This is a genomic window from Thioalkalivibrio sp. ALE10 (assembly GCF_000381385.1).
GTDB lineage: Bacteria > Pseudomonadota > Gammaproteobacteria > Ectothiorhodospirales > Ectothiorhodospiraceae > Thioalkalivibrio.
This window is the reverse complement of sequence record NZ_KB906458.1, coordinates 1-25,506: the sequence shown is the minus strand read 5'-3', so window position 1 is coordinate 25,506 and position 25,506 is coordinate 1. Positions and strand designations below refer to the sequence as shown.

Genomic DNA, 25,506 nt, shown 5'->3' with positions numbered 1-25,506 from the left:
CTTCAGGGCCTGATCCGTCCGGGCCGGAAGAGTCAGGGGGCGAGCTGCAGGGTCATCGCCCCCTCGTCGACCTCCACCGACTCGATCCCGGCGCCCAGTCCCCGGAACGGCTCCAGGGCCAGCAGGTCCTCGTCCTTCAGTCCGCCCAGCCAGGCATCCGGCAGCGGGATCCCGGCCACGCTGACCCCGACCAGGCGCGCACGCACGCCTTCGTCTTCGGTGGTCTCGAAATGCACGCCGGAATTGACGTTCAGTGTGCGCCCGCCCAGCAGCGGTACGTCCGCGGGGACATCCACGCGCACGCGCGTGCTGACCTGCCCCGGCGTCAGCCGCACCGACACCCGGTTGGCCAGGTCCGGATCACGGGCGATCAGGGCGTTGAGTTCGCGCTCGGAGAACGCGATGCGCCGGGCAGCCGGCTCTTCTTCATAGAGTTCGGGCACCAGCGGTTCGGCATCGGGATCGTCCAGGTCCACGATGGCCTCGCCGCGATCCGCATCCGGGCGCGGCCGCGCCGGTTCGCGCGTGCGTTCCAGGGCCTCCAGCTTCTCGTCCAGCGCCTCCTGCTCCACAACATCCAGTTCCACGGACTTCGGCTCGCCGGACTGCAACTGCACCCAGCCCCAGAAGCCCGCCCAGATGATCGCCAGGCCGAGCAGGATCAGAAGATAGCGCGGCGGGCGGCCGGTGGAGCCGGCCACACCCTTGCCGGAGGAATCGCGTTGAGCCATGTCAGGGATCTCGAGGAAGGTCCGCCGGCATCATCGGCCCGGGCTCGCGGCGCGTCAAATGAAATCGAACAGCGACAGCCGGCTGGTCTCGCTGTAGGTCTGCTGTGCCGCCTGCAGGGCCACCTGCTGCTGGTTGAAGCGGCTGATCGCCTCGGCATAGTCCAGATCGCGGATCTCCGAAACGGCGGTCTCCAGATCCAGCAGCCGGTCCTCATTGAGCTCGGTCTGGTCGTCCATGGTCTTCAGCCGCGAGCCCAGGTCGGCCCGGACCTCGTTGAAGTTTTCCAGCGCCGCATCCATGTCGGCCAGGGCCGTATTGGTGGCGGTGGCCAGGTTGGCCCGGTTCTCCCGCGTACCGGTGCCGTCCTCCAGCGCGGCGATGATGTCATCCAGGGTGGAGAAGATGTCCTTGTTGCCCGCCGGACGCGAGAGCACCTCGTCACCTTCGACCGGGTCTCCGCTGATCGTCACCGAACGCCCGAAAAAGTCAATGGATTCGCCCGGAACGAACGCTTCCTCACTCAAAACTGGTTCATCATCCTCGTCCAGCACCAGGTCGCCATCAACATCGCGGAGGCTGTAAGTCATCTCGCCACCGACTTCCTCGAACCGAATGGTGTAATCGTTCCCATCAAGCTCGCGCACGTCGTATACCTCGGCCTTGTCGATCACCAGCGAGCTGCCGTCTCCGAGTCCATTTTCGCCACCAATTTCGGCGGTGACCCGGCCGTCATTCTCCGGGATTTTCATGAACACGTCCGCGCCGGTATCGCCGACGGGAACCGTGCGGGTCGGCGAGATCTCGACCTCACGCACGCTGCCGGTGCCCTCGGCACCCTCATAGCGGACCGTCCCCTCGCCATCCTGCTTGAACGGCTGCTCCAGCGAATTGGTCCCGGCAAAGATGTACTCGCCGTTGGGATCGCGGGTATTGGCGATCTCGAACAGTTCGTCGCGCAGCTGGCGCAGCTCGTTCGCCTGGTAGCGCCGGGTCTCGTCGGTCTGGCTGTCGTTGTTGCCGGCGATGACCAGCTCGCGCGCCCGCTGCAGGGCATCGGTTCCCGACTGCATCAGGGATTCCTGCTGCTGCAGCCGCGGCTGGGTATTGTCGATGTTGCGCTGGTACTGCTCGGTGGCCTTGATGATCCGCTCGAACTGGTTGGTCTGGGTCGCCCCGCTCGGATCATCGGAGGGCGTCAGGATGCGCTCCCCCGAGCCCAGCTGCAGCGACGTGCGGTTGAGTTCCGCCTGATTGCGCTGGATCTGGTCGATTCCGGTCTGGAAGATCTGGGTCGTCGATACACGCATCGTTTCATCCCCGGATGCCGTGGCATCCCGTCAACTTCTGTACACCGCCGTTCGGATGCGGGCCCATCAGCCGCGCACCGCGCCCAGCAGGCTGTCGAACAGACTGTTGCCGATCTGGATTACCTGCGCCGACGCCTGATAGGCCTGCTGATAACGCAGCAGGTCCGCCGCCTCCTCGTCCAGGTTCACGCCGGACACCGCCTCGCGTTGCTCCCGCGCCTGATCGAGCTGGGCACTGGCCGACTCCTCCGCCACCTGCGCCTGACGGGTCTGCGTGCCGACGCTGGCGATCAGGCTGTTGTAGGCGTCACCGAAATTGCGCCGCCCCTCGACGAGGTCCTCCTCGGCCAGCGCGTTCATCGCCTGCATGTTGCGGTTGTCGCCTTCGCGGTTCTCGTTGGTGAACACCTGGAACGTATCGCCATCTTCGGGAGTGCCGCGGACCTCAATCTCCCAGCCGTCGCCGCTGACCCGGTAGACGCCATCATCCACCTCTTCCATATCAATGGTGCCGCCGTCCCCTCGCTCGAACTCGGTCCCGTCGAAGGTGATCTCCAGCCCGTCTTCCTCGGTACCCTCGAAATCTTCATCAAAAGCCTCGGAATCCGGATCCGTAGCCGCGATCGAGGTCACCGTGGCATCACCCTGATTCCCGTCGCCCTCCCGGGCCCGCAGCGCCGCCGCGGCGGCGAGCTCGTCGCCGTCCTGCATCAGGACTTCCATCTGGCTGGCGCCGCTGCGGGTCGGCTGGATCAACCATTCACCCGTGTCATCCAGATCACTGACATCGATTTCGAGCCCCTCCACCTGGTGGACGCCATCTGCCGAATCCAGGCTGTCTACGACGGAGTTATCCGAGACACGCCGCACCTGATATTCCCCGCCTCCCTGGGGAAGCAAACGATAGCCGTCGGTGGTCAGGGCCGAGGCATCGGCGATGCTCACCTCGGGATTGGCTTCCGGCTTTGGGTCCCCAACACCCCACACCTGTGGCTCGCCCAGTGAGAAGATCGGCCCGCCCTGCTCGCCGTTGAGGTCCAGACCCAGCTGGTTCTGCTGGTTGAAGCTGTCACCCAGGGAATGGGCGATCTGGCCGAGGGTGTTCTGGGCCTCGTCGATCAGGCCACCGCGCGTCTCCAGCAGGGCCCCCAGCTCGCCGCCCTGGATGAACCGCGAGATACTGGCGGTGCCGTCGCCGCTGGGCACGCCGATATCCAGCTGGTCGGGGGCCCCTGACAGCGGCTCGGCGCGCAGCTCCCGTGCATCTCCGCCCAATACCAGGGACTGGCCATTGCCGACGAACACGTTCAGCGCGCCGTCATCCTGCTCCACGGTGCGCACGTCCACCTTTTCCGCCAGTTCATTGACCAGGCGGTCGCGCTGGTCGAGCAGATCGTTGGGTGATCCCTGGGTAGAGCCGGAGACGATGGCACGGTTCACGTCGGCCACCGACTCGGCCAGGTCGTTGACCTCCTGCACCCCGGTCTTGATCTGGTTGTTGACGATGTCGCGCTGCTCCTGCAGGCGGCTGTCGATGGAGCCGAGGCGTTCGACCAGCGATTCCGCCTCGGTGCGGAACACCTCACGCGCGGCGCTGGAAGTCGGGTCGCTGCTGACGTCCTGGGCCGCGGCGAAGAAGCTCTGCAGCACCGGCTGCAGCCCCGAGGCCTCGTCCGCCAGCAGGTTGTCGATGCGGTTGGCGATCTGCACCCGGGTCTCGGCGCCGGCGGCGGCGGTAGTCGCATCAGTGAGCTGCCGGTTCACGAATTCGTCGGAGATCCGGCGAATGTTGTCGACCTGCACCCCCTGCCCCTGGAAGTTGCCGCCCAGGAACTGGGGCGGCCGGTTCGCCAGGGAGGTCGACTGCCGGGAGTAGCCTTCGGTGGAGGCATTGGCGATGTTGTTGCTGGTGGTGCTGATCGCCCGCTGATACGCGAGCAGCCCCGACGTCCCGATGTTGAGGGAACTCATGACGCCATCCTCCGTGGCCGGTGGGAACCCTGTTGTACGCGATCCGTGTTATGCATGCTTCACCCCTCGACCGGGTTATCGGCCGCGCCGGCCGAGACTTGAGCATGGACCGGCTCGCGGGCCTGCGCCACCCGGTCACGCAGATCCAGGATCTTTTCCGCATAGCGCGGATCGGTGGCATAACCCGCGGCCTGCAGTTCGCGCACGTAGGTCGCGTCGTCGCCTGCCTGCAGGGCCCGTTCGTAGCGCGGATTGCTGCGGATGAAGTCGACGTAGTCCGCGAACGAGCGTTCCGGATCGTCATAGGCGCGGAAACGCGCCTGTTCGCGCTGCGCCACACCGTCGCGGTACTCCAGGGTACCCACCGAGACCGACTCCCCGCTCCACGAACGATCGGCCTTGATGCCGAACAGGTTGAAGCTGGGCTCGCCGTCCGTACGGCTGGGCACATGCTGCCCCCAGCCGGTTTCCAGCGCGCTCTGCGCCAGCAGCACCGATGCATCCACACCCAGCTCGGCCGCGGCCCGTTCAGCCGCCGGCCCGAGCTTTTCCAGGAATTCGTCCGGATTGCGCGGCGGCCAGTCGACCCGGGGGCCGCCGGCCGCCTCCGGCATCGACCGCGGCACGTCGCCCGCCCCGGCCTGTTCCGCAGTCGCGCCCGGGCCTGCCCCATCCACCGCATTCGCCGCATTCGCAGGCGCCGCGGGCCGTTCCCCGTCCTCGCGCGGCCGCATGGGGGTCAGGCTCTCGTTGCGCCGTGGCGCCTCGAGGTTCTGCTGGCGTTCCGGATCGTGCAGGACCTCGGGATCGGTGGGTGCATTGCGCTCCATGTCACGGATCAACGCCTCGCGCAGCCCGAGACCCTCACCCTGACTGACGGAGCGCGCGACCTCCTGGTCGAACATCTCCTGATACATTTCGGTCTGTTCGTTCTCGAAGATCCCGTCGCCCAGCGAAGCCTCGCGCATCTGCTTGAGCATCTGGCCGACCAGCATCGCCTCGAACTCGCGCGCGACCGCTTCCATGCCCTCGCGACCCCCGCCGCGCGCGGCTCGTGAAAGCTCGTGCAGCCCCGACGGATCGGACGCCATCGCCGACTGCGCCTGCATCCGGCTTTCTCCGCTCGGCCCGATCATCAGATCACCACCAGCTCCGCCCGCAGCGAGCCTGCCTCGCGCAGGGCCTGCAGGATGGCCACCAGGTCGCTGGGAGCCGCCCCGACGTTGTTCACCGCACGCACGATCTCGTCCAGCGAGGTCCCCGCGTCGAACAGGAACATCGGGTTGTTCTCCTCCTCGATCGCGATGTCGGTCTCCGGCTGGATCGCGGTCTCGCCCGGGGCCAGCGGCAGCGGCTGCACCACTTCCGGCGATTCGGTAATGGTCACCGTGAGACTGCCGTGCGACACCGCCGCCGGCGATACCTGCACGCTGGAACCGATCACCACGGTGCCGGTGCGCGAGTTGACGATCACTCGGGCCGGGGCCTCGCCGCGCTCCACCGGCAGGTTTTCCAGTTCCGCGACGAAGCTGACCCGCTGACTGGGATCCGACGGCGCCCGAACCTGCACCGACGAACCGTCCAGCGCCCGAGCGGTACCCGCGCCGAAGGTCTCGTTGACCGTCTCCGTCAGGCGCGTGGCCGTGGTGAAATCGGGCCGGTTGAGATCCAGGGTCACGGTATCGCCGGAGGCGAACGCGGTCGGCACCTCACGTTCCACCGTGGCCCCGTTGGGGATGCGCCCGACACTCGGCACGTTGACCGTGATGCTGGACCCGTCGCCGCCCTCGGCATCGAACCCGCCGACGATCAGGTTGCCCTGGGCGATGCCGTAGGTCTCGCCATCGGCACCCTTCAGCGGGGTCATGAGCAGGGTGCCCCCGCGCAGCGAATCGGCATTGCCCATGGACGACACCGTTACGTCGATCTCCTGGCCCGGCTTGGCGAATGGCGGGAGGTCCGCGGTTACCATCACCGACGCGGCATTCTGCAGCTGCGGGTTGGCCCCCTCGTCCGGGGTCAGACCGAGCTGGGTCAGCATGTTGTTGAGGCTCTGCACCGTGAACGGGGTCTGGGTCGTCTGGTCACCGGTGCCGTCCAGCCCCACCACCAGGCCGTAGCCAATCAGCTGGTTCTGGCGCACGCCCGACACACTGGCCAGGTCCTTCACCCGCTCGACGATGCCCGAACCGCCGTGGTTCGGCTGCTGTGCCATGGCCTGCTGCTGGATCGCGGTCTGCGCGGCCGCACCCTGCAGCCCGAGGGCCACCAAAAGACCGGCGGAGCCCGCCAGCCACGCGACCTGACGCATCCGTTCGCGGATCCCCTCACGAAACCCGTTGCGCGTTTGTGCGTTCATGTCCACCTCGTCCTAAAAGGGCCACAGCGGGCTGTTGAAGAAACGGGTGATCCACCCGGGGGTGTTGCTGTCCGCAATGAACCCGCTGCCGCCATAGGAAATGCGGGCGTCGGCCACCTGTCCCGACAGCACCGTGTTGTCGGCATTGACGTCCTGCGGCCGCACGATCCCGCGCAGCCGCACGTATTCCTCGCCCTGGTTGATGCCCAGCCATTTCTCGCCCTGAATCACCAGGTTGCCGTTGGGCAGGACCTCGGCCACGGTGACCGTGATCTCCCCCTCCAGCTGGTTGCTCTGACTCGAATCGCCGCCGCCGTCGAAGCCGCGCGAGCTGTTATTACTCACCCCGAACAGCGGCCGCCCGCTGCGGGTCGCCTCGCCGCCAAAGGCCTCGAGATTGCCCAGATCCAGGTCCGAATCCTTGCTGGTGCTGGTGGACGACGATTTCTGCGCGTCGGTGCTCTCTGCCAGGACCACGGTCAGGATGTCGCCGACCCGGGCAGCCTTGGGATCGGTAAACAGGCCGTGCGAATGCGAAGCCTGATAGATGCTGCCGTTATTCTGGGCCTGCGGGACCGGTTCCGGCGGCTGCACGGCGTGATACTCGGGCGCATCGCCGGGGGTGGTGTCGTGCGGCATGCTGGCACAGCCGCCGAGCAAGACCAGGGCCAGCGGAGCCAGCCAGCCAGCGAGGGGAAGCGTCGCGCGGTTCATGCGATCACCCGATGGTCTGGTTGATGAACTGCAGCGACTGGTCGGCGCTGGAGATCGCCTTGGAGTTGACCTCGTAGGCCCGCTGGGTCTCGATCATGTTCACCAGCTCCTCGGCGATATTCACGTTGGAGGTCTCCAGCGAGCCCTGGATCACCGTGCCCACGCCGTTGAGCCCGGGGTTGGCCTGCTGCGCCACCCCGGAGGCCGCGGTCTCCTTGAAGATGTTCTCGCCCACCGCCTCCAGGCCGGCGGGGTTCACGAAGTCCGCCAGCTGGATCTGCCCCAGGTCCACCGGTTCGGCCTGCCCCGTAATGCGCGCGGTCACGGTGCCATCCTTGCCGATGTCGATCGACTCGGCATCATCCGGGACAAACAGGCCCGGTTGCAGCGGATAGCCGTTGGACATCACCACCTGGCCGTCGGAATTCACCTGGAAGCTGCCATCGCGGGTGTAGCCGATGTCGCCGTTGGGCATCAGCACCTGGAAGAAACCGTCCCCCTCGATGGCGACATCCAGCGAGTTCTCGGTCTGCTGCAGGTTGCCCTGTTCGAACATCTTCTCGGTGCTGACCGTGCGCACGCCGGTGCCGATCTGCAGGCCCGAGGGCAGCTGCTGGTCCTGGGTGGCCTGAGCGCCCGGCTGGCGCACGGTCTGGTAGATCAGGTCCTCGAATACCGCCCGGTCCTTCTTGAAGCCGGTGGTGCTCGAGTTGGCCAGGTTGTTGGCCACGGTCGACATGCGCGTGTCCTGCGCGTCGAGTCCGGTCTTGGCGATCCACAGTGCCTGGTTCATGGCGTTTCTCCTGTCAGTCGGGGCCGCGTCGGGATCATCCCGGTCAGCCCATGCCGAGCAGCCGGTTGCTGCTCTGTTCCAGCGTGTTGGCGGTGTCCATCATCTTGATCTGGGTCTCGAAGGTTCGCGACAGCTCGATCATTCGCGTCAGCGCCTCGACGGTGTTCACGTTGCTGCTCTCGAGCGTGCCGGATACCAGCGTCACGTCCGCGTCTGCCGCGGCCTCTTCACCGTCCGGCAGGCGGAACAGTCCGTCCTCGCCCCGTTCGAGATCCTCGACATCCGGATTGACCAGACGGATGCGCTCCACCGCCGCGAGGGCATCCGCCGGGGCGCCCTGGGGCCGGACGCTGATGGTCCCGTCGGTGCCGATCTCCACCTTCTCCGCCGGCGGAATCGCGATCGGCCCGCCGTCACCCATCACCTGCATCCCGTCCGCGGTGCGCAGCAGACCGAAGCCGTCCACCTGCAGGTTGCCGGCGCGGGTGTAGCCTTCCTGCCCGTCCGGCCCCTGCACGGCGATGAAGCCCTCGCCCTGGATGGCCACGTCCAGATCACGCCCCGTACTGCGCAGCGTCCCGTGAGAGAAGTCGGCCGCCTCGTTCCCCACCTGTACGTAATCGCGCGTGTCGTAGACCGGGCCGCGCACCGGGACGGTGTCCGCGGTGGCAAGTGCCTGCCGGAAGCCGTCGGTATTGGCGTTCGCCAGGTTGTGATTGTTGACGGCCTGGGCGTGCTCGACCTCCCGGGCCCCCGACATCGCGATGTAGAGAAAACGGTCCATGGTTCGGCCTCCCGCAGGATCCTCCGGTTACCGCCCTAGCGGATATTGATGATGGTCTGGGTCACGGTGTCGGCCGTGGAGATGGTCTGGGAATTGGCCTGGAAGTTGCGCTGGGCCGTGATCAGGTTCACCAGCTCCTGAGCGATATCCACGTTGGAGGCCTCCAGGGCCCCGGCCTGGATCTGCCCGGTACCGCCCGCACCCGGCGCGTTCACCGTGGGTCCGCCTGAGGCGAAGGTCTCCGCCCAGTTGTTGTTGCCCAGCTGCTCAAGGCCCTGCGGGTTGTCGAAGTTGGCCAGCGTCACCTGGCCCAGCACGTCCGACTGCCCGTTGCTGTAGCGGGCGAACACCACGCCCTCGTTGTCGATATCGATGTCGGTCAGCGTGCCCGGGGCAAACCCGTTCTGATTGAGATCGCTGACACCGAAGTCGGACCCGTACTGGGTCGTCCCATCGAAAACGATAGAGACCTCATCATCGTCCTCGAAGTTACCGCCGGGAGAGAAAGAGAAGGTTACGTCCTCCTCATCCGGAGGGTCGCCATCTTCATCCACCAGCTCACCATTACTACCGAAAAGCAGCTGCGCGGGGAAATCCCCATCTTCGACCACTTCACCGTTGACCGCGACGTTGACCTCCCACTCGTTGTCATCGGTCTTGGTGAAATAGACCTCCGCGTCCTGGGCCTCGCCTTGGCCGTTGTACACCGTCAGCGAAGTGGAAAAGTTGTAGCTTTCGGGGACGGCCACGCCGTCATCGGTATCGAAGCCATCGTCGATTACCGGCGCATCGGACTGCAGGTTCAGCCGGGCATCGATCCGGGAAGTCACCTGTGGCGAACCCTCGCCGGTCTGCAGCCGCAGGTTGTCCGGGGTTCCACCCAGATCGGCGGGATCGGTATCACCGTCTTCGGCGATGTATCCCTGCAGGTTCTGGCCCTGGCTGTTCACCAGGAAGCCCTCGCGATCCACCTGAAACTCGCCGGCGCGCGAGTAGAGCGTGTTGCCGCCGTCATTGAGCTGGAAGAACCCCTCCCCGTCGATCGCCAGATCCAGGCCGTTCTCGGTGAACTCGGTCTGCCCCTGGGTGAACTGCTGGGTCACCGCCAGCAGGCGCGACCCGGCACCGGTGGCGGTCTGCGCGGTCCCGCCGAAGGACTGCGCATAGACATCCCCGAATTCGGCACGTGATTGCTTGAACCCGGTGGTCCCCGAGTTGGAGATGTTGTTGCCGGTCACGTCCAGGTCGGCCTGGGCCGAGTTCAGTCCGCTCAATCCGATGTTGAAGGGCATGTTCCGTTCCTCCGGTTGTTTTTTGTGTCGGGCGTCAGCCGGAAATCCGGCGTACGTCCGAAAAATCGATCTCGCCCACACCTTGCACATTCAGTGCCAGGCCGTTTTTCTCCCCGCCCATGGAGACGCTGTCCACGCGCTGGTTAAGAAAGGTCTCCAGCGATTCGGTGCGCTCCCCGCTGCGCGCGGTCGCCCGGACCTCGTAGACCCCGGCCGGCGCGCGCTGGCCGTTGTCGGTCAGGCCATCCCACTGGAAGTCCTGCAGCCCGGCGCCCATCGCGCCGAGATTCATGCGCCGCACGCGCTCGCCGGCCCCGTTCATGATCTCGACCTCCACCGACTCGGCCGAGGCCCCCAGTTCGAACGCTCCGCTCATGCCGCCCTCGGGGCCCAGCTGGCCGAACTCCACCGGCACCAGCACATCCTTGCCGACCAGGTTGGCGCCCTGCACCGCCTGGTTCTGACCCATCGACTGGGCGAAGCCCTCGAACGACTCGTTCAGCTGCTGGATCCCGGTGACGCTGGAGAACTGCGCCATCTGCGCGATGAAGTCCCCGTTTTCCATCGGCTCGAACGGGTCCTGGTTCTGCAGCTGGGTCGTCATCAGCTTGAGGAAGTCCTCCTGTCCCAGCTGATCCGGCCCGCCTTCCTTCTCCTGACGGTCTCGCTGGGCCTGGCGGTCAGTGCGAATCCCCGCCCCTTCCAGCATGTCGGGTGTCAGTCCGTTCATTTCCGGTCTCCTAGCCTTGTCCGCCCATCTGCAGCGTGCGCATCATCAACTGGCGGGTGGTGTCCATGACTTCAACGTTGGCTTCGTAATTGCGCGAGGCCGACATCATGTTGGCCATCTCCTCGACCACGCTGACCGCCGGGCGAAAGATGTAGCCATCGTCGTTTGCCTTCGGGTGATGGGGCTCGTAATGCATCTGCGGCTCGGCATCCGACTCCTCGATCCCGGCCACCCGCACCGGCGTCGCGGTACCGTCGCGGCTGGCCTGGTCCATCGCTGCCTGGAACAGCACGTGTTTCCCGCGATAGGCCTCCTCGGCGCTGCCGGCCGCCGTGTTGGCGTTCGCCAGGTTCGAAGACACCGTATTCAGCCGCGCCGACTGTGCCGTCAGCGCCGAAGCCGAGGTATTGAACAGATTGAACAGATCACTCACGGCAGTGGCCTCCCGTCAGGTTCAGCGATTGCCCCGGAAGGCATCGCGAATGCCGGAAACCCGGCGATTGAGAAATTCGAGGCTGCTCTGGTACTTGACCGAGTTCTCGGCGAACGCCGCCCGCTCCATCTGCGGATCCACGGTATTGCCGTCCAGAGACGGCTGCGAAGGGATGCGGTACTTGAGCTCGGCCCCGGTGCCCGCGGCAGCCGTCCCCGGATCCTGATGACCCGCGCGGGTCTGGCTGAGCTGAAGCTGGCCACCACCACCCGAAGCCGCCTCCAGCTGGCTGCGAAAATCCAGGTCGCGCGCCTTGTAGCCGGGGGTGTCGGCATTGGCGATGTTCGAGCTCAGAACCTCCATGCGCTGCGAACGCAGGTTCACCGACTCCGGCAGAATCCCGAGCGCCTTGTCCAGCGATATGCTCATCCCGTTCCGTCCGGCCCGCGCATGGCGGGCATCCGTTGCCTGACCACGACGATGCAATCGCCGTGCCATTGGCTGCCGGCAAAAGGGGAAAAAGGATAGGGAGGGACACCGGCACGCGGCCGGCCACGCGGCGAATCACCGCGCAGGGAACGAGCGCCGGGCCCGTTGCAGGCCCGGCGTGGAGGGGTTCAGCCCTTCAGCCGCAGGACCGAGCCGTACTCGGTGCGCACGGTTTCGTACGCCTTGCTGTAGGGCCCGACCGTCTCGGAAGCGCCAAGAAACAGATAGCCACCGGGGTTGAGCTGCTTCGCAATACCGTCAAGGACCTGACGCTTGGTCTCGGCGGAGAAATAGATCAGGACGTTACGGCAGAACACGATGTCGAACTTGCCCAGCGCCGCGTAGCTGTCGACCAGATTGAGTTTCTGGAACCGGCAGCGGCGCTGCACCTCGGGGATGATCTTGTGCCCCTCGGGCACGGTCTGGAAGAACCGGGACCGCCGCGACTCGCTCAGCCCGCGCACGATGCTCAGACCGTCATAGACTCCCTTGCGGGCGTCTTCCAGCACGCCCTCGGACAGGTCCGTGCCGAGAATGCTGACGGGCACCACCCGGCGCGGGCGCGAGGCCTCCCATTCCGAGACCACCATCGAGATACTGTAGGGCTCCTGTCCACTGGAACACCCGGCCGACCAGACCTTGATCGACGACCGAGTGGACGCCAGCTCCGGGAGGATCACGTGGCGCAGGATCTCGAACGGAAAACCGTCGCGAAACCAGGAGGTTTCGTTGGTGGTCATCGCATCGATGACGCGCGTGCGCAGCTTCGGGCTGGGCGCCTTGCGCAGCGCGTGCAGCAGTTCCGGCACGTCCTTGTAGCCAAATTCATCCAGCAGGCGGGACAGCCGGCTGGACACCAGGTACTGGCGGCTGTCCCCCAGCACCAGGCCACAGCACTCGGAGAGAAAGCGCGCGAATTCTTCGTAGTCACGGGAATCGATCACGCACACATCTCCGCCTTGACGCGTGCCGGGCCCGTCCGCCGTCCGCTGGTTGTTCGGTTCGATGATTCCATGCCGCCACAGTATAGGGCTTCGAGGCGGCCTTGCGGGAGTCCGCAGCCTGCAAAGGGGCGGCAAGCGCCGGCCACCCGCCCCGGCCGGGCCGGCACTCGTTCGCCCCCGGCAACCACCGACATCTCAGGCGGTCTTGTTGATCTGTTCCAGGACCGCACTGGCCAGTTCGTCCGGGTTGAACTTGGAGAGGAACGCATCCGCACCGGCCCGACGCACCATGTCGGTATTGAATTCGCCGCTGAGCGAGGAATGCAGCAGCACCCGCAGCGGCCGCAGCCGGTCGTTCTCGCGGATCTTTGCCGTCAGGGTGTAACCATCCATGCGCGGCATTTCGATATCCGAGATCACCAGCTCGACCGTGTCGTGGATCGGACCCTCGGCGGCTTTCGCCTCCAGGTAATCCAGGGCTTCACGCCCGTCCTTGCACAGCACGTAGGGCCACTCGAGCCCCTGGATGGCGCTTTCGATCTGGCGGCGAGCCACCACCGAGTCGTCGGCGATGACGATTTCCCGACGCTCGGGTGTCTGCTCGGCCACCGCGGAACGCACGCTTTCCGACACCTCGGTGGGCAACGGATTGACCAGCGACAGCACGCGCTCCACGTCGATGATCTCCACCAGCTTGTTGTCGAGTTCAGTGACCGCCACCAGAAACGACTCGCGCCCGGTGCCGCGCGGGGGCGACTTCACCTGGTCCCAGTTGACGTTCACGATGCGATCCACCGCCGACACCATGAAGCCCTGCACCGAGCGATTGAACTCCGTCACCACGACCTTCTGCTGGCCGTCCGCCCCGGCCCGCGTCGACTGCATGCCCATCGCCCGCGCCAGATCGATGATCGGCACGGTCTTGTCGCGCAGGGTGGTGACCCCCCGCACCACCCCGGCGGACCCGGGAATCTGGCGCAACTGCGGCAGCGGAACCACCTCGCGCACCTTGAACACGTTGATCCCGAAGGTCTGCGTGCCGCCCAGATAGAACAGCAGAAGCTCCATCCGGTTCTGCCCGACCATCTGCGTGCGCTGGTTCACGTCGTCAATAAACTGACTCACGGTTCTCGCCCCCTGGGTTGTTCTCCCTGCTAACGGCCGCGCCGGCGGGAGCTTGAACCACGCATCGGACGCGCAGGACAGGCGCCGGATGCCATGGCACAGAAGCTGCATGTATTCCGTCACGAAGACACAGGGTCAACGGTGACCGGACATGCACCTTTTCAAGTTACAGGCTTTGCTCCCGTACCGCAGCCCGGGCCGCAGCGGGGGTGCGCTTCTTCTGATGCTCGCGCTCCTCGCCCCGACCGCGCAAGCGGAGATCGAGCCGGTGCAGAACATTCGTGACAGCGCGGAACGGTTCCTGCACCAGCAGCTGGGGGACCACAACGGCGACGATGTGGAGGTGCAACTCGGTCATGTCGACGACCGCCTGCGCCTCAAGCGCTGCGAAGAACCCCTGGAGGCCTCGCTGCCGCCCGGCGGCCGCCCGAGGGGCAATACCGCGGTCAACATCCGCTGTCCCGGGCCGGTGACCTGGTCGGTGTACGTTCCGGCCACCGTGGAACGCCACGCCGAGGTGGTGGTGGCCCGCCGCAATCTGTCGCGCCAGCAGACCCTGGGGCCGGGCGATCTGCGCATGGAGCGCATCGAGACGTCGCGCCAGGCCAGCCATTATTTCGAGGACGCATCCGAGGTGGTCGGTCTGCAGACCCGCCGCGCGATTCGCCAGGGCCAGGTCATCGGCCAGCAGCACGTTAATGAACGTCAGGTGATCCAGCGCGGCCAGCGCGTTACCATCCTCGCCAGCAGCGGCAGCGTCACTATCCGCATGCAGGGCGAAGCCCTGGAAGACGCCACGGCCGGCGACTGGATCCGCGTGCGCAACACCTCCTCCGGACGCGAGATCGAGGGCGAGGTCCAGCCATCGGGCACGGTTCGCGTCGCCCTGTAGTAAAATGTGACGGAAATCCCGCAACCGACCCTACAGTTTCGGGCATTCCGGCCGATACACGAGCCAGACCAGTCAAACGACAGGACAAAGTCATGGATATCAAAGGCCCCAACATCAATGGCCTGCGCCCCGACAGCCAGAACGGCGGGGTCCGCGGCCGTGACGACGACGCCCGCACCGGCGGTAACGGGGTGGATCGCGCCGGCAATGGCGATGCCGCCAGCGGCGACGCCGTCACCCTGACCGGTGCCGCCCAGGCCATGAACGGCAGCGGCGAAGCCAGCGAGGCCGCGCCGTTCAACGAGGCGAAGGTGGCCGAGATCCGCGAGGCGATCGCTCAGGGGAACTACCCGATCGACAACGAGGAACTGGCCGATCGCATGATGGAAATCGAAGGCCTGCTGCGGTGATCCGGTGGTGACCGACGAAACCGGAATCCGTCCTTCCCTGGAGGAATCCATCCGTCTCGGACAACGGCTGGAGGATATCCTGCTGGAGGAAACCCGGGCCATTGAGTCACGCGAACCGGATCGGCTGCAGGCCGCGGTCCAGCGCAAGCAGGAACTGCTGCAGGCACTGGAAACCGAAACCCGCAAACAGCAGCAATGGATCGAAGCCCGCGGTGCCGAGTTCACCCCGGAAGGGGTAGCGCGGCTGTTCGCGCGTCTGGAGGGAGGAGAGCACCTCAACGACCGCTGGCAGGCGCTGCGGGCGACGATCGAACGCTGCAACGAACTCAACCAGGGCAACGCCCGGCTGATCGAACGCAACCAGCGCCGGGTCCAGATGTCCATGCAGATCCTGCGTGGCGAAGACAACGGACCGGCCACGACCTACGACCCCTACGGCAAGGCCCGTCATCGCCGTACCACCGGCCAGACCATCACCCGCGCCTGAGCCCGAGTTGGACCGGAAAGGCGTGAACTCCGTCACAGGGTGTATGATGCGCGAACCCACTTCGGACGCGACGTGCCCTCATGGATGACAACGACTATACCGTCAACACCCCGGAACGCATCGGCCAGATACTGCGCGACCTGGACCATGGCCTGACGCTGGTCAGTATCCGCCTGGAAGAAAGCGGCCCGCTGTACACCTCGGCGCTGATTCGTCTGGATGCCGACGCACGACGTCTCTACCTCGACCAGCTGCAACCCCCTTCCCTCCACCAGCGGATCCGGCCCGGCCAGCCCCTGCGCGTCTTCGCGACCCTGCGCGGCGTGGCCGTGCGGTTTACCACCGAGGTCCGCCAGATCGTGAGCGAATCGCCGGGAGACCTCTACGAGTGTCCGTATCCCGCCGAACTGCAATACCTGCAGCGTCGCGAGACCTTCCGCGTTCATATCCCCCTGAGCAACCGCCCGACCCTGCAGATCCAGGGCGAGATGCACGAAGAACCGATCGAGGGATCGGTGGTGGACCTTTCGGCCGAAGGCATGTGCGTGGAACTGCCGAATGAAGTGCTGCAGGAGATCCCCTATGGCAGCCGCCTGGAATTCACCAACCTGCTGCTCCCGGACGTGCAGGAAAGGGTCTCCGGCGCCGTCAAACTGGCCAACTCGCGCCCTTCCACTCGCGAAGGCCATTCGTATGCTGGCTGCGCGATCATCGAGATGTCGGCCCGCCTGGAACGTGCCATCAACGTCGCCCTGCTGTTCTATCAGCGTGAGGAACGCCGCCGCGCGATGAACTGACCGACCCCGGCTTGCGTGCCCACAAAAAAGGCCCGCACGAGCATCACTTGCCGTGCGGGCCTTTTGCGTTCTGGCGGAGAGTGAGGGATTCGAACCCTCGATGGGCTTTTGACCCATACTCCCTTAGCAGGGGAGCGCCTTCAACCACTCGGCCAACTCTCCGTGACTGCGGTGCAGAGGATACGGATTCACGCTGCGGAATGAAAGCCCGCGCGGCCCCGAATTGATGATTTTAACTTCATTCGGGCCACGCGGAGATCGCAGCGTCGGACGTCACTCGTTCCCGCGATTGTCGCCGGAGCCGTGTTCCGAATCTTCGTCCTGAATCCGCTGAAAGATCTCTTCGCGATGAACCGCCACGTCCGGGGGCGCATTGATGCCGATCCGGACCTGGTTGCCCTTCACACCCAGAACGGTGACGGAGACGTCATCGCCGATCATGAGGGTCTCCCCCACCCGACGCGTCAGTATGAGCATGCTTTTCTCCACAGTACCTGTGTCGGACGAGGTCGGTCGCCCGGAATCCGTTGATTGAGTCGTCACCCCTGCTCCTTTGGTAGACCGGCTGGCTCCTCTTCGAGTTCAAAGGCATCGTGCAGCGCACGCACCGCCAGTTCGAGGTATTTTTCGTCCACGACCACCGAGATCTTGATCTCCGACGTCGAGATCATCCGGATGTTGATGTTTTCCCGCGACAGGGCCTCGAACATCCGGCTGGCAATACCCGCATGCGACCGCATGCCGACACCCACGACCGAGATCTTGACGATATGGACGTCGCCCGAGACCTCGCGGGCGCCCAGTTCGTCCGCTGCTCCCTGCAGCAGTTCCAGCGCCTTCTCGTAGTCGTTGCGATGCACGGTGAAGGTGAAATCGGTCGTGCGGCCGTCCTCGCCGACGTTCTGCACGATCATGTCCACCTCGATGTTGGCATCCGCCACCGGCCCGAGGATGCGATGCGCGACCCCGGGCTGATCCGGCACGCCGCCCACCGTCAGCTGCGCCTCGTTCTGATTGAACGCGATTCCCGCGACCAGCGCCTGTTCCACCGCTGCATCCTCCTCCGTGGTGATGAGTGTCCCGGGTCCCTCGCCAAACGACGAAAGGACACGTAAGGGGACGTTATACTTGCCCGCAAATTCCACTGCCCGGATCTGTAGCACCTTCGAACCGAGGCTCGCCATCTCCAGCATCTCCTCGAAGGTCACTCGTTCGAGGCGCCGGGCCTGGGGCACCAGTCGCGGATCGGTGGTGTAGACTCCGTCCACATCCGTATAGATGCGACATTCGTCCGCTTTCAAGGCCGCGGCCAGCGCCACCGCCGTGGTGTCGGAGCCACCACGCCCCAGGGTCGTGATCGCCCCGTCCTCGTCCACGCCCTGGAAGCCGGCCACGACCACGATGCGGCCGGCCTCCAGGTCATCACGCACGCGGGCGTCGTCGATACTGCGGATCCGCGCCTTGTTGTAGGCGCTATCGGTCCGGATGGTCACCTGGGCACCGGTATAGGAGCGCGCCGGACAGCCTTTCGCCTCCAGTGCCATCGCCAGCAGGGCGATGGTGACCTGCTCACCGGTGGACAGCAGGACATCCAGCTCGCGCCCGTCGACCCGCGGGTTGAGTTCGTTCGCCAGCCCCAGCAGGCGATCGGTCTCGCCGCTCATCGCGGACACCACGATCACCAGCTGATGGCCCTCCTCGCGCAGATGGAGCGCGCGTTCGGCCACCGCCCGGATGCGTTCGGTCGTCCCGACCGAGGTGCCGCCAAATTTCAGTACCAGCAACGCCATTGCAGAATCCCTGTCCGGCCCGAAGGCGGCGCATTAAACACGAAATCGGGATGCATCCAAAGCAAACCCGCCCTTCCAATCCGGAATTTGGTCAGCCCAGCAATTCGCGAACGGTGTCCTCCACCGAGGCCAGCGCCGCCTCGAGTTTATCGGGGCTCTGCCCGCCGGCCATGGCCATGTCCGGCCGGCCACCGCCCTTGCCGTCGACCTGAGCGGCCACGCGCCCGACCACATCGCCGGCGCGGATCCGGTCGGTTTCCTCCTTGGTGACCCCGGCGACCAGCGAGACCTTGCCTTCCTCGGTGGCGGTGCCCAGCACCACCACGGCACGGCCGAGCTTCTGCTTGAGCTGATCGACCATGTCGCGCAGGGCCTTGGGCTCCACGCCCTCCACCGGGGCCGCCAGCACCTTCAGGCCGTCGACCTCCACCGCGCGGCTGGAGAGATCGTCGCCGGCCTGGCTGGCGAGCTTGCCCTTCAGGCGCTCGATCTCCTTCTCCAGCTCGCGATTGCGCTCCTGCAGCTGACGCACCTTGTCCGGGGCGTCGGCGCGGCCGGCCCGCAGGCGGTCCGCCACCGCATCCAGATGCCCCAGCTGCTGGTCCATCCAGCGCAGGGCCACCTCGCCGGCCACCGCCTCGACGCGGCGGATCCCGGCGGCGACCCCGCCTTCCACCGTAATCCGGAACGGCCCGATGTCGCCGGTGCGCTCCACGTGGGTGCCACCGCACAGCTCGACCGAGGAACCGATCTTCAGCACCCGCACCTCGTCGCCGTATTTTTCGCCGAACAGGGCCACGGCACCCGACTCCATGGCCGAGTCGATGTCCATGATCCGGGTGTCGGTGGCCTCGTTCGCCAGGATCTCGGCGTTGACCTGATCCTCGATCGATTTCAGCTGCTCGGTGGTCAGCGGCTCCATGTGCGTGAAGTCGAACCGCAGGCGCTCGGAGTCCACCAGCGAGCCCTTCTGCTGGACGTGATCGCCCAGCTGGTCGCGCAGGGCCTTGTGCAGCAGATGCGTGGCGGAGTGGTGACGCTTGATGGCCTCGCGCCGCGGCCCCTCCACCGAGCCGGACAGGCTCTGACCGACCTCCAGGGTGCCGGCGCGGACCTGGCCCACGTGCAGATGCGCCGCGGCCTGCTTGCGGGTGTCCTGCACCTGGAAGCGCACGCCGGAGCCCGACAGGGTGCCGATGTCGCCCACCTGGCCGCCGGACTCGGCGTAGAACGGCGTGCGGTCGAGCACCACGATGCCCTCTTCGCCGACCTCCAGGCGCTCCACGGCCTCGCCCTCGCGGAACAGCGCCAGCACGCGGCCCTCACCCTCCAGGTATTCATACCCGCAGAATTCGGTCGTGTGGTCTTCCAGCCCCGGCAGGTTGCCGGTATCCATGCTGAAGCGGGAGGCCGCGCGGGCACGTTCGCGCTGCTTCTCCATCGCCGCCTCGAAACCGGCCATGTCCAGTTCCAGGCCACGTTCGCGCGCGATGTCGCCGGTCAGGTCCACCGGGAAGCCGTAGGTGTCATAGAGCAGGAAGATGGTCTCGCCCGGGATCACCCGTCCCTCGAGATCCTTCAGGTCCTCTTCCAGGATCTTCATGCCGTGGTCGAGGGTTTCGAGGAACTTGCGCTCCTCCTTCTCCAGGACCTTCTCCACCTGCTCGCCGGCCTTGACCAGCTCGGGATAGGCCTCGCCCATGGTGTCGATCAGCGGGCGCACCAGGCGGTAGAGGAACGCAACCTCGGAGCCGATCTGGAAGCCATGACGCGCCGCCCGGCGGATGATGCGCCGCAGCACATAGCCGCGCCCCTCGTTGGAGGGCAGCACGCCGTCCGTAATCAGGAACGCGATCGACCGGATATGGTCGGCGATCACGCGCAGCGAGGCGGAATCGGCTTCCTGCGCGCCGGTCACCCGCCGCGCCGCGGCGATGAGATCCTGGAACAGGTCGATCTCATAGTTGGAATGCACGCCCTGCAGCACCGCCGACAGACGCTCCAGGCCCATGCCGGTATCCACCGACGGGCTGGGCAGCGGATTCAGCGTGCCGTCCGCATCGCGGTCGTACTGCATGAACACCAGGTTCCAGACCTCGATGTAGCGATCGCCATCTTCATCCGGCGAACCGGGCGGTCCGCCCGCCACTTCCGGACCGTGGTCATAGAAGATCTCGGTGCAGGGACCGCAGGGCCCGGTGTCGCCCATCTGCCAGAAGTTGTCCGAGCCACCGTCCGGATCGTCGCCGATGCGGATGATGCGTTCGGCCGGGACCTTGATCTCGTTGGCCCAGACGTCATAGGCGTCGTCATCGGTCTCGTAGACCGTAACCCACAGCCGCTCGGGGGGCAGGCCCAGCACGTCGGTAAGGAAATCCCAGGCGTAGTGGATCGCATCGCGCTTGAAATAGTCCCCGAACGAGAAGTTGCCCAGCATCTCGAAGAACGTGTGGTGCCGGGCGGTGTAGCCCACGTTCTCCAGGTCGTTGTGCTTGCCGCCGGCGCGCACGCAGCGCTGGCTGGTCGCCGCGCGGCTGTACGGGCGCTTCTCGCGGCCGAGGAACACATCCTTGAACTGGACCATCCCCGCGTTGGTGAACAGCAGGGTGGGATCGTTGGCAGGCACCAACGGGCTGGACGGCACCACGGTATGGTCGTGCTGCGCAAAGAAATCGAGGAAACTCCGGCGTATTTCGGCGCTCTTCATGCGTGTCCGGTCGGGTATGGGGTCAAAAGCGGAATCGTATCACGCTCGCCCCGGACCCGCGTATTGCCGCCTGCGGCCTCGGGCCATGCTGCAGAAGGCCAGCCCCCTGGCCGATGGGGCAGCGAACCGGACATTCCGACGGGACCCGTTCATGGTCATCGGGAGAAGCCCGCGACACGCCAGGGCGACGTCACCGCAAGCACTCCGGACCCGAAAGACCCCGTCATCCCGGGCAGCCCGGACCGGATATCACCACCGTCATCGCAAGTCGCCCATAACGGGAAAGGACGCCGTCATTGCGCGGCCCCGAAGGGGCCGTAGCAATCGCGGAAGGTTCGCCCGGTGCCCGGAGGGGGCCCGCCCAAGCCGATTGCTTCGTCGCTGCGCGACTCGCAATGACGGGACAGGGAACACATCGCAACGGCGGGACGGGGAACACGTCGCAACGGCGGGACGGGGAACACGTCGCAACGGCGGTGCGGGGAACACGTCATCGTGCCGAATCAGCAACGGTACCCAACAACGTCATTGCGAGGCCCCGAAGGCGCCGTGGCAATCGGCAACGCCCCCACCGCCTTCAACCCACAATATCGTCAAACAGATCCCGCCACTCCGGATTCACCTGTTCGATCAAAGCCACTTTCCTGCGGCGTGGCCCCGCCTTGAGCTGCTTTTCGCGCTCGATCGCGGAGGCCATTTCCTCGCAGCTCTCGAACCAGACCAGCCGATGCAGACCATAGCGGCTGGTGAATCCGGACACCGTCCCTGACCGGTGTTGCCAGACCCGCTGCACCAGATTGCTGGTCACACCTACGTAAAGGGTCCCGCCACGGCGGTTGCTCATGATGTAGACACAGGGCTGTTTCATCGCTCCCTCCCTGGGCGACTGGAGATTGATACCTGGCGGCCGAGACTCCTTTTCGGCCATTCATTCCGGCAACGGTCCGCGCGCGGATCCGCCCGACATCGACACCGTCATTGCGAGGGTCCGAAGGACCCGTGGCAATCCGCCGGCACCGTCCGGAACCCAAACGCGAGCCACGTCCGGAGATTGCTTCGTCGCGTCGCTCCTCGCAATGACGGGAACCACTCACAATGGCGGGAACCCAACCGGCCCCGACAAGCCCGGAAACCTGTCATTGCGAGGCCCCGAAGGGGCCGTGGCAATCCGTCAGGGATCGTCCTTCCACGCTGCAAGGGCCCGCCGGGCGACATCGCCGGGGAAACCGCGACCGGCCAGGTGGCGCAGCATGCGCGCTTCGTCCTCGCGGGCCTCGGGGGGTTGACGGAAATGCCGTTCGAGCTGGCCGCGGGCCTGTTCGACCCAGTCGACCTCCAGCGCCTCGATGGCGAGGCTCACGGTGTCGCCATCGATCCCGTTGTGCGCGAGCTCGGCGCGGATGCGCTGCTCGCCATAGCCCTGCCCGACCCGGTGGCGCGCCATGGACTCGGCGTAACGGGTCTCGTTGAGGTAGTCCAGTTCGCGCGCACGCTCCAGTGCGGCATCCACCGCGTCCCGCTCGAAGCCGCGCTCCGCCAGCTTGCGCGCGAGCTCCGGTGCAGCGTGTTCGCGCCGCACCAGGAGCTTGAGCCCGGCCTCCAGGGCCGCCTCGGGATCGGCCGGGTCGACCGGCGCCCCGCCCTTACGACGGGCTTTCGGCATCCTCGACCGCGGCCTCGGCGTCGTCCGCACCCTTGCCGCCGGCCGACGGCAGATAACGCTCGCGCAGGTTGCGTTCGAGCTCCTCGGCCTTGTCCGGGTTGTCCTTCAGGAACTGCCGGGCATTCTCTTTGCCCTGCCCGATACGTTCGCCGTTGTAGCTGTACCAGGCCCCGGCCTTGTCGATCAGGCCTTCCTTCACGCCCATCTCGATCAGCTCACCCACGCGCGAGATCCCCTCGCCGTACAGGATCTCGAAATGCGCCTCCTTGAACGGCGGCGCCATCTTGTTCTTCACCACCTTCACGCGGGTCTCGTTGCCGATCACCTCGTCGCCCTTCTTGATCGCACCGATGCGGCGGATATCCATGCGCACCGAGGAATAGAACTTGAGCGCGTTGCCGCCGGTGGTGGTTTCCGGGCTGCCGAACATCACGCCGATCTTCATGCGGATCTGGTTGATGAACACCACCAGCGTGTTCGAGCGCTTGATGTTGGCCGTGAGCTTGCGCAGCGCCTGCGACATCAGGCGCGCCTGCAGACCGACGTGCGAATCGCCCATCTCGCCCTCGATCTCGGCCTTGGGCGTGAGCGCCGCCACCGAGTCGACGATCACCACGTCCACCGCGCCGGAGCGCACCAGCATGTCGGCGATCTCCAGGGCCTGCTCGCCGGTATCCGGCTGCGAGACCAGCAGATCATCCACGTTCACGCCCAACTTCTCGGCATAGGTCGGGTCCAGCGCATGCTCGGCGTCCACGAACGCCGCCGTACCGCCGGCCTTCTGCGCCTCGGCCACCACCTGCAGGGTCAGGGTCGTCTTGCCCGAGGATTCCGGCCCGTAGACTTCGACCACGCGCCCGCGCGGCACGCCGCCGATGCCCAGCGCGACGTCCAGCGCCAGCGAACCGGTGGAGATCGAGGGCACATCCACCGCCTGGCGGTCCCCCATGCGCATCACGGCACCCTTGCCGAACTGTTTCTCGATCTGACCCAGCGCGGCCGTCAGGGCCTTCTTGCGATTCTCGTCCACGGTTTGCCTCCGGAATGGATAATGCTCGGGCGGTTAGGTGCGGGAGTATCCCACAGGCAGGGGGCGGACCCAAAGACATCGGAACTCACCCCGAAGCAACCTCCCCCACCTCTGCCCCCGAGATCCTCCCCCCCACTTCTTTTGTGACTCATGCACCTTGACCAGCAACAACACATACGGGAGGGTTTTCCGACAAACTACGCCCTGACCCTGGACTGAACCACGGAGTGGTTAATGCCTTCTCGCAACGGACTGTTCTTCACCCTCGCGCGTGCGGGGGTGGACCCCGAGACCCTGCCCGCCGTTACCCGCTTCACCCTCGACGAGGCGCTGTCCCGGCCCTTCACCCTGAGCCTGGATCTGGTCCACCCCAGCCCCGATCTCGACCCCGACGACTGGATCGACCAGGACCTGGCGCTGGCCATCCACCAGGACGGCCAGGTCACCCGCCGCGTCCACGGCATCGTCACCGACTTCGAGCGCGGGCGCACCGGCGCCCGCCGCACCGCCTATCGCTTGGTCGTCCGCCCCGCGCTGTGGCGCCTTGCCCTGCGGCGCAACGCCCGCATCTTCCAGCAGGCCGACCCGCTCGACGTCATCCACACCCTGCTCGCCGAGCACGGCATCGGCGACGCCGCCTTCAACATCCTGAACGCACCCGAACCGCGGGAGTACCTGGTCCAGTACCGCGAGAGCGACCTCGACTTCATCCACCGCCTCGCCGCCGAGCTCGGCATCCGCTACTTCCACGAGTTCGACGACGACCCCGCGGGCGGCCACCGCCCGGTCTTCTCCGACACCCACCGCGGCCTGCTCCACCTCGGCGAGCGGCCCTGCCGCCCGCGCGCCGGTGGGCGCGCCGACGAGCGCCACATCCACCGCCTGCAGGAGACCGCGCGCCTGCGCCCGCACCGCGCCACCCTCGAGGACCGCTACTTCCGCAACCCGCGGCGCCGGCTCCTGCACGAGGAAGCACTCGACACCCCGGTCGAGGCCTACGAACACTACGACTTCCCCGGTCGCTTCCAGCGCGACCCGGAGGCCACCGCGTTCACCCGCGTGCGCCTGCAGCAGCTGCGCGCCGACGCCCACACCGCCGAGATCGAGAGCGACCTGCCGGAGCTGCGCCCCGGCACCCGCTTCACCCTCGACGGCCACGACAGCGGCGAACGCCGGCGCGACTGGCAGGTGGTCGGCGCCCTCCACGAGGGCCACCAGCCCCAGGCCCTGGAAGAAGACGCCGTGCTGCTCGGCGACACCGACCCGGCCGAGCGCGACGGCGTCGCCCGCCTCCACAACCACGTCACCCTCGTCCCCGCCGACCGCGACTGGCGCCCGCCGTACCACCCCGACCAGAAACCCCGCGTCGACGGCCCGCAGATCGCCCGCGTCGTCGGCCCCGAGGGCGAGGAGATCCACTGCGACGAACACGCCCGAGTAAAGCTGCGCTTCCCCTGGGACCGCTACGCCGAGGACAACGAACACGCCAGCGCCTGGATCCGCGTCGCCCAGGCCTGGGCCGGCCCCGGCTACGGCAGCGTCCTGCTCCCGCGCATCGGCCACGCCGTGATCGTCGACTTCCTCGAGGGCGACCCCGACCGCCCCGTGGTCACCGGCGCCGTGCACGACGGCGACAACCCCCCGCCGTACCCGCTGCCCGAACACAAGACCCGCTCCGTGCTGCGCACCCGCAGCCACCAGGCCGACGGCTACAACGAGCTGCGCTTCGACGACGCCCGCGACGCCGAACAGATCCACCTCCACGCCCAGCGCGACCTCGACCTGATCACCCGCAACGACCGCAGCGAGACCATCGAACGCCACAGCCACCTCGGCGTCCACGGCGACCGCCTCGCCGAGGTCCGCGGCAACGAACACCTCACCGTCCAGGGCGAACGCCGCGAACACACCGCCGCCGACCAGCACCTCACCGTCGACGGCACCCTGCACCAGCGCTTCGGCACCGCCCAGCTCGTCGAGGCCGGACGGGAGATCCACCACGCCGCCGGCACGAAGATCGTCCTCGACGCCGGCGCCGAGATCACCCTCGAAGCCGG

25 protein-coding genes and 1 tRNA gene are annotated in these 25,506 nt (G+C 66.4%); 5 read left to right on the top strand and 21 right to left on the bottom strand.

From position 1 onward, the window contains the following. Window positions 1–32: 32 nt before the first annotated feature. From F788_RS0112290 to F788_RS0112225, 14 genes are all read right to left on the bottom strand, one after another. A complete protein-coding gene (locus F788_RS0112290; RefSeq protein ID WP_019590347.1) occupies window positions 33–731 on the bottom strand; it encodes a hypothetical protein in 699 nt (232 codons plus the stop codon). A 54-nt stretch (window positions 732–785) separates the two neighbouring features. Further along, window positions 786–2,039 (bottom strand): flagellar hook-associated protein FlgL, encoded by a 1,254-nt coding sequence (gene flgL / locus F788_RS0112285; RefSeq protein ID WP_019590346.1) that lies wholly within the window; start codon window positions 2,037–2,039, stop codon window positions 786–788. A gap of 66 nt (window positions 2,040–2,105) precedes the next feature. Continuing rightward, window positions 2,106–4,010: a flagellar hook-associated protein FlgK gene (gene flgK, locus F788_RS0112280; RefSeq protein WP_019590345.1), complete on the bottom strand. Its 1,905-nt coding sequence runs from the start codon at window positions 4,008–4,010 to the stop codon at window positions 2,106–2,108. Window positions 4,011–4,069: 59 nt separating this feature from the next. Continuing rightward, window positions 4,070–5,146 (bottom strand): flagellar assembly peptidoglycan hydrolase FlgJ, encoded by a 1,077-nt coding sequence (gene flgJ, locus F788_RS0112275; protein WP_026332782.1) that lies wholly within the window; start codon window positions 5,144–5,146, stop codon window positions 4,070–4,072. Continuing rightward, window positions 5,146–6,321 (bottom strand): flagellar basal body P-ring protein FlgI, encoded by a 1,176-nt coding sequence (locus tag F788_RS0112270; protein ID WP_026332781.1) that lies wholly within the window; start codon window positions 6,319–6,321, stop codon window positions 5,146–5,148. Before F788_RS0112270 ends, flgJ begins: the two co-directional genes overlap by 1 nt. Window positions 6,322–6,381: 60 nt before the next feature. Beyond that, on the bottom strand, window positions 6,382–7,083 hold the full coding sequence (gene flgH, locus F788_RS0112265; RefSeq protein ID WP_019590342.1) for a flagellar basal body L-ring protein FlgH: 702 nt from the start codon (window positions 7,081–7,083) through the stop codon (window positions 6,382–6,384). A gap of 4 nt (window positions 7,084–7,087) precedes the next feature. Continuing rightward, window positions 7,088–7,876, bottom strand: a complete 789-nt coding sequence (flgG, locus tag F788_RS0112260; RefSeq protein ID WP_019022250.1) for a flagellar basal-body rod protein FlgG — start codon at window positions 7,874–7,876, stop codon at window positions 7,088–7,090. A 43-nt stretch (window positions 7,877–7,919) separates the two neighbouring features. Further along, window positions 7,920–8,660, bottom strand: coding sequence for a flagellar basal-body rod protein FlgF (gene flgF / locus F788_RS0112255; RefSeq protein ID WP_019570797.1), 741 nt, complete (start codon window positions 8,658–8,660; stop codon window positions 7,920–7,922). Between the two features lie 35 nt (window positions 8,661–8,695). Beyond that, window positions 8,696–9,952 (bottom strand): flagellar hook protein FlgE, encoded by a 1,257-nt coding sequence (flgE, locus tag F788_RS0112250; protein ID WP_019590341.1) that lies wholly within the window; start codon window positions 9,950–9,952, stop codon window positions 8,696–8,698. 34 nt (window positions 9,953–9,986) lie between these two features. Beyond that, window positions 9,987–10,682, bottom strand: a complete 696-nt coding sequence (locus F788_RS0112245) for a flagellar hook assembly protein FlgD (RefSeq protein ID WP_019570795.1) — start codon at window positions 10,680–10,682, stop codon at window positions 9,987–9,989. Window positions 10,683–10,692: 10 nt separating this feature from the next. Further along, on the bottom strand, window positions 10,693–11,115 hold the full coding sequence (flgC, locus tag F788_RS0112240; RefSeq protein ID WP_019570794.1) for a flagellar basal body rod protein FlgC: 423 nt from the start codon (window positions 11,113–11,115) through the stop codon (window positions 10,693–10,695). Window positions 11,116–11,136: 21 nt separating this feature from the next. Then, window positions 11,137–11,544, bottom strand: coding sequence for a flagellar basal body rod protein FlgB (flgB, locus tag F788_RS0112235; RefSeq protein ID WP_019022255.1), 408 nt, complete (start codon window positions 11,542–11,544; stop codon window positions 11,137–11,139). Window positions 11,545–11,732: 188 nt separating this feature from the next. Further along, a complete protein-coding gene (locus F788_RS0112230) occupies window positions 11,733–12,548 on the bottom strand; it encodes a protein-glutamate O-methyltransferase CheR (protein WP_019022256.1) in 816 nt (271 codons plus the stop codon). 195 nt (window positions 12,549–12,743) lie between these two features. Then, window positions 12,744–13,673, bottom strand: coding sequence for a chemotaxis protein (locus F788_RS0112225; protein ID WP_019590340.1), 930 nt, complete (start codon window positions 13,671–13,673; stop codon window positions 12,744–12,746). Between the two features lie 223 nt (window positions 13,674–13,896). On the opposite strand from F788_RS0112225, the gene flgA reads away from it, so the two are divergent. The 4 genes from flgA to F788_RS0112205 all read left to right on the top strand — a co-directional run bounded on the left by flgA (window position 13,897) and on the right by F788_RS0112205 (window position 16,259). Continuing rightward, on the top strand, window positions 13,897–14,565 hold the full coding sequence (gene flgA, locus F788_RS0112220; protein ID WP_019022257.1) for a flagellar basal body P-ring formation chaperone FlgA: 669 nt from the start codon (window positions 13,897–13,899) through the stop codon (window positions 14,563–14,565). Window positions 14,566–14,657: 92 nt separating this feature from the next. Further along, a complete protein-coding gene (flgM, locus tag F788_RS0112215) occupies window positions 14,658–14,975 on the top strand; it encodes a flagellar biosynthesis anti-sigma factor FlgM (protein WP_018871227.1) in 318 nt (105 codons plus the stop codon). Window positions 14,976–14,979: 4 nt separating this feature from the next. Continuing rightward, window positions 14,980–15,462, top strand: a complete 483-nt coding sequence (locus F788_RS0112210) for a flagella synthesis protein FlgN (RefSeq protein WP_018945704.1) — start codon at window positions 14,980–14,982, stop codon at window positions 15,460–15,462. 80 nt (window positions 15,463–15,542) lie between these two features. After that, a complete protein-coding gene (locus tag F788_RS0112205; protein WP_019590339.1) occupies window positions 15,543–16,259 on the top strand; it encodes a flagellar brake protein in 717 nt (238 codons plus the stop codon). 71 nt (window positions 16,260–16,330) lie between these two features. Here F788_RS0112205 and F788_RS0112200 read toward each other — a convergent pair. From F788_RS0112200 to recA, 7 genes are all read right to left on the bottom strand, one after another. Next, window positions 16,331–16,421: transfer RNA gene (locus F788_RS0112200), tRNA-Ser, on the bottom strand. Between the two features lie 111 nt (window positions 16,422–16,532). Then, entirely contained in the window at window positions 16,533–16,736 is a 204-nt protein-coding gene (gene csrA / locus F788_RS0112195; RefSeq protein ID WP_019022261.1) for a carbon storage regulator CsrA, read from the bottom strand. 62 nt (window positions 16,737–16,798) lie between these two features. Beyond that, entirely contained in the window at window positions 16,799–18,049 is a 1,251-nt protein-coding gene (locus F788_RS0112190; RefSeq protein WP_018871231.1) for an aspartate kinase, read from the bottom strand. Window positions 18,050–18,140: 91 nt separating this feature from the next. Then, window positions 18,141–20,756 (bottom strand): alanine--tRNA ligase, encoded by a 2,616-nt coding sequence (gene alaS, locus F788_RS0112185; protein WP_019590338.1) that lies wholly within the window; start codon window positions 20,754–20,756, stop codon window positions 18,141–18,143. Window positions 20,757–21,333: 577 nt separating this feature from the next. Further along, on the bottom strand, window positions 21,334–21,624 hold the full coding sequence (locus F788_RS0112180; RefSeq protein WP_018871233.1) for a GIY-YIG nuclease family protein: 291 nt from the start codon (window positions 21,622–21,624) through the stop codon (window positions 21,334–21,336). A gap of 303 nt (window positions 21,625–21,927) precedes the next feature. Next, on the bottom strand, window positions 21,928–22,419 hold the full coding sequence (locus tag F788_RS0112175) for a regulatory protein RecX (RefSeq protein WP_019590337.1): 492 nt from the start codon (window positions 22,417–22,419) through the stop codon (window positions 21,928–21,930). Continuing rightward, complete coding sequence (gene recA / locus F788_RS0112170; protein WP_019022264.1) at window positions 22,400–23,449, bottom strand: recombinase RecA; 1,050 nt, start codon at window positions 23,447–23,449, stop codon at window positions 22,400–22,402. The genes F788_RS0112175 and recA overlap by 20 nt, the downstream gene beginning before the upstream one ends. Before the next feature lie 234 nt (window positions 23,450–23,683). On the opposite strand from recA, the gene F788_RS0112165 reads away from it, so the two are divergent. Next, window positions 23,684–25,506 (top strand): type VI secretion system Vgr family protein (locus F788_RS0112165; protein WP_019590336.1); only part of this gene is annotated, 1,823 nt, incomplete at its 3' end.

Coding starts and splice junctions, on each gene's coding strand:
- F788_RS0112290 (WP_019590347.1), bottom strand. CDS start 731: ATGGCTCAACGCGATTCCTCCGGCAAGGGTGTGGCCGGCTCCACCGGC.
- flgL (WP_019590346.1), bottom strand. CDS start 2,039: ATGCGTGTATCGACGACCCAGATCTTCCAGACCGGAATCGACCAGATC.
- flgK (WP_019590345.1), bottom strand. CDS start 4,010: ATGAGTTCCCTCAACATCGGGACGTCGGGGCTGCTCGCGTATCAGCGG.
- flgJ (WP_026332782.1), bottom strand. CDS start 5,146: ATGATCGGGCCGAGCGGAGAAAGCCGGATGCAGGCGCAGTCGGCGATG.
- F788_RS0112270 (WP_026332781.1), bottom strand. CDS start 6,321: ATGCGTCAGGTCGCGTGGCTGGCGGGCTCCGCCGGTCTTTTGGTGGCC.
- flgH (WP_019590342.1), bottom strand. CDS start 7,083: ATGAACCGCGCGACGCTTCCCCTCGCTGGCTGGCTGGCTCCGCTGGCC.
- flgG (WP_019022250.1), bottom strand. CDS start 7,876: ATGAACCAGGCACTGTGGATCGCCAAGACCGGACTCGACGCGCAGGAC.
- flgF (WP_019570797.1), bottom strand. CDS start 8,660: ATGGACCGTTTTCTCTACATCGCGATGTCGGGGGCCCGGGAGGTCGAG.
- flgE (WP_019590341.1), bottom strand. CDS start 9,952: ATGCCCTTCAACATCGGATTGAGCGGACTGAACTCGGCCCAGGCCGAC.
- F788_RS0112245 (WP_019570795.1), bottom strand. CDS start 10,682: ATGAACGGACTGACACCCGACATGCTGGAAGGGGCGGGGATTCGCACT.
- flgB (WP_019022255.1), bottom strand. CDS start 11,544: ATGAGCATATCGCTGGACAAGGCGCTCGGGATTCTGCCGGAGTCGGTG.
- flgA (WP_019022257.1), top strand. CDS start 13,897: ATGCTCGCGCTCCTCGCCCCGACCGCGCAAGCGGAGATCGAGCCGGTG.
- flgM (WP_018871227.1), top strand. CDS start 14,658: ATGGATATCAAAGGCCCCAACATCAATGGCCTGCGCCCCGACAGCCAG.
- F788_RS0112205 (WP_019590339.1), top strand. CDS start 15,543: ATGGATGACAACGACTATACCGTCAACACCCCGGAACGCATCGGCCAG.
- csrA (WP_019022261.1), bottom strand. CDS start 16,736: ATGCTCATACTGACGCGTCGGGTGGGGGAGACCCTCATGATCGGCGAT.
- F788_RS0112190 (WP_018871231.1), bottom strand. CDS start 18,049: ATGGCGTTGCTGGTACTGAAATTTGGCGGCACCTCGGTCGGGACGACC.
- alaS (WP_019590338.1), bottom strand. CDS start 20,756: ATGAAGAGCGCCGAAATACGCCGGAGTTTCCTCGATTTCTTTGCGCAG.
- F788_RS0112180 (WP_018871233.1), bottom strand. CDS start 21,624: ATGAAACAGCCCTGTGTCTACATCATGAGCAACCGCCGTGGCGGGACC.
- F788_RS0112175 (WP_019590337.1), bottom strand. CDS start 22,419: ATGCCGAAAGCCCGTCGTAAGGGCGGGGCGCCGGTCGACCCGGCCGAT.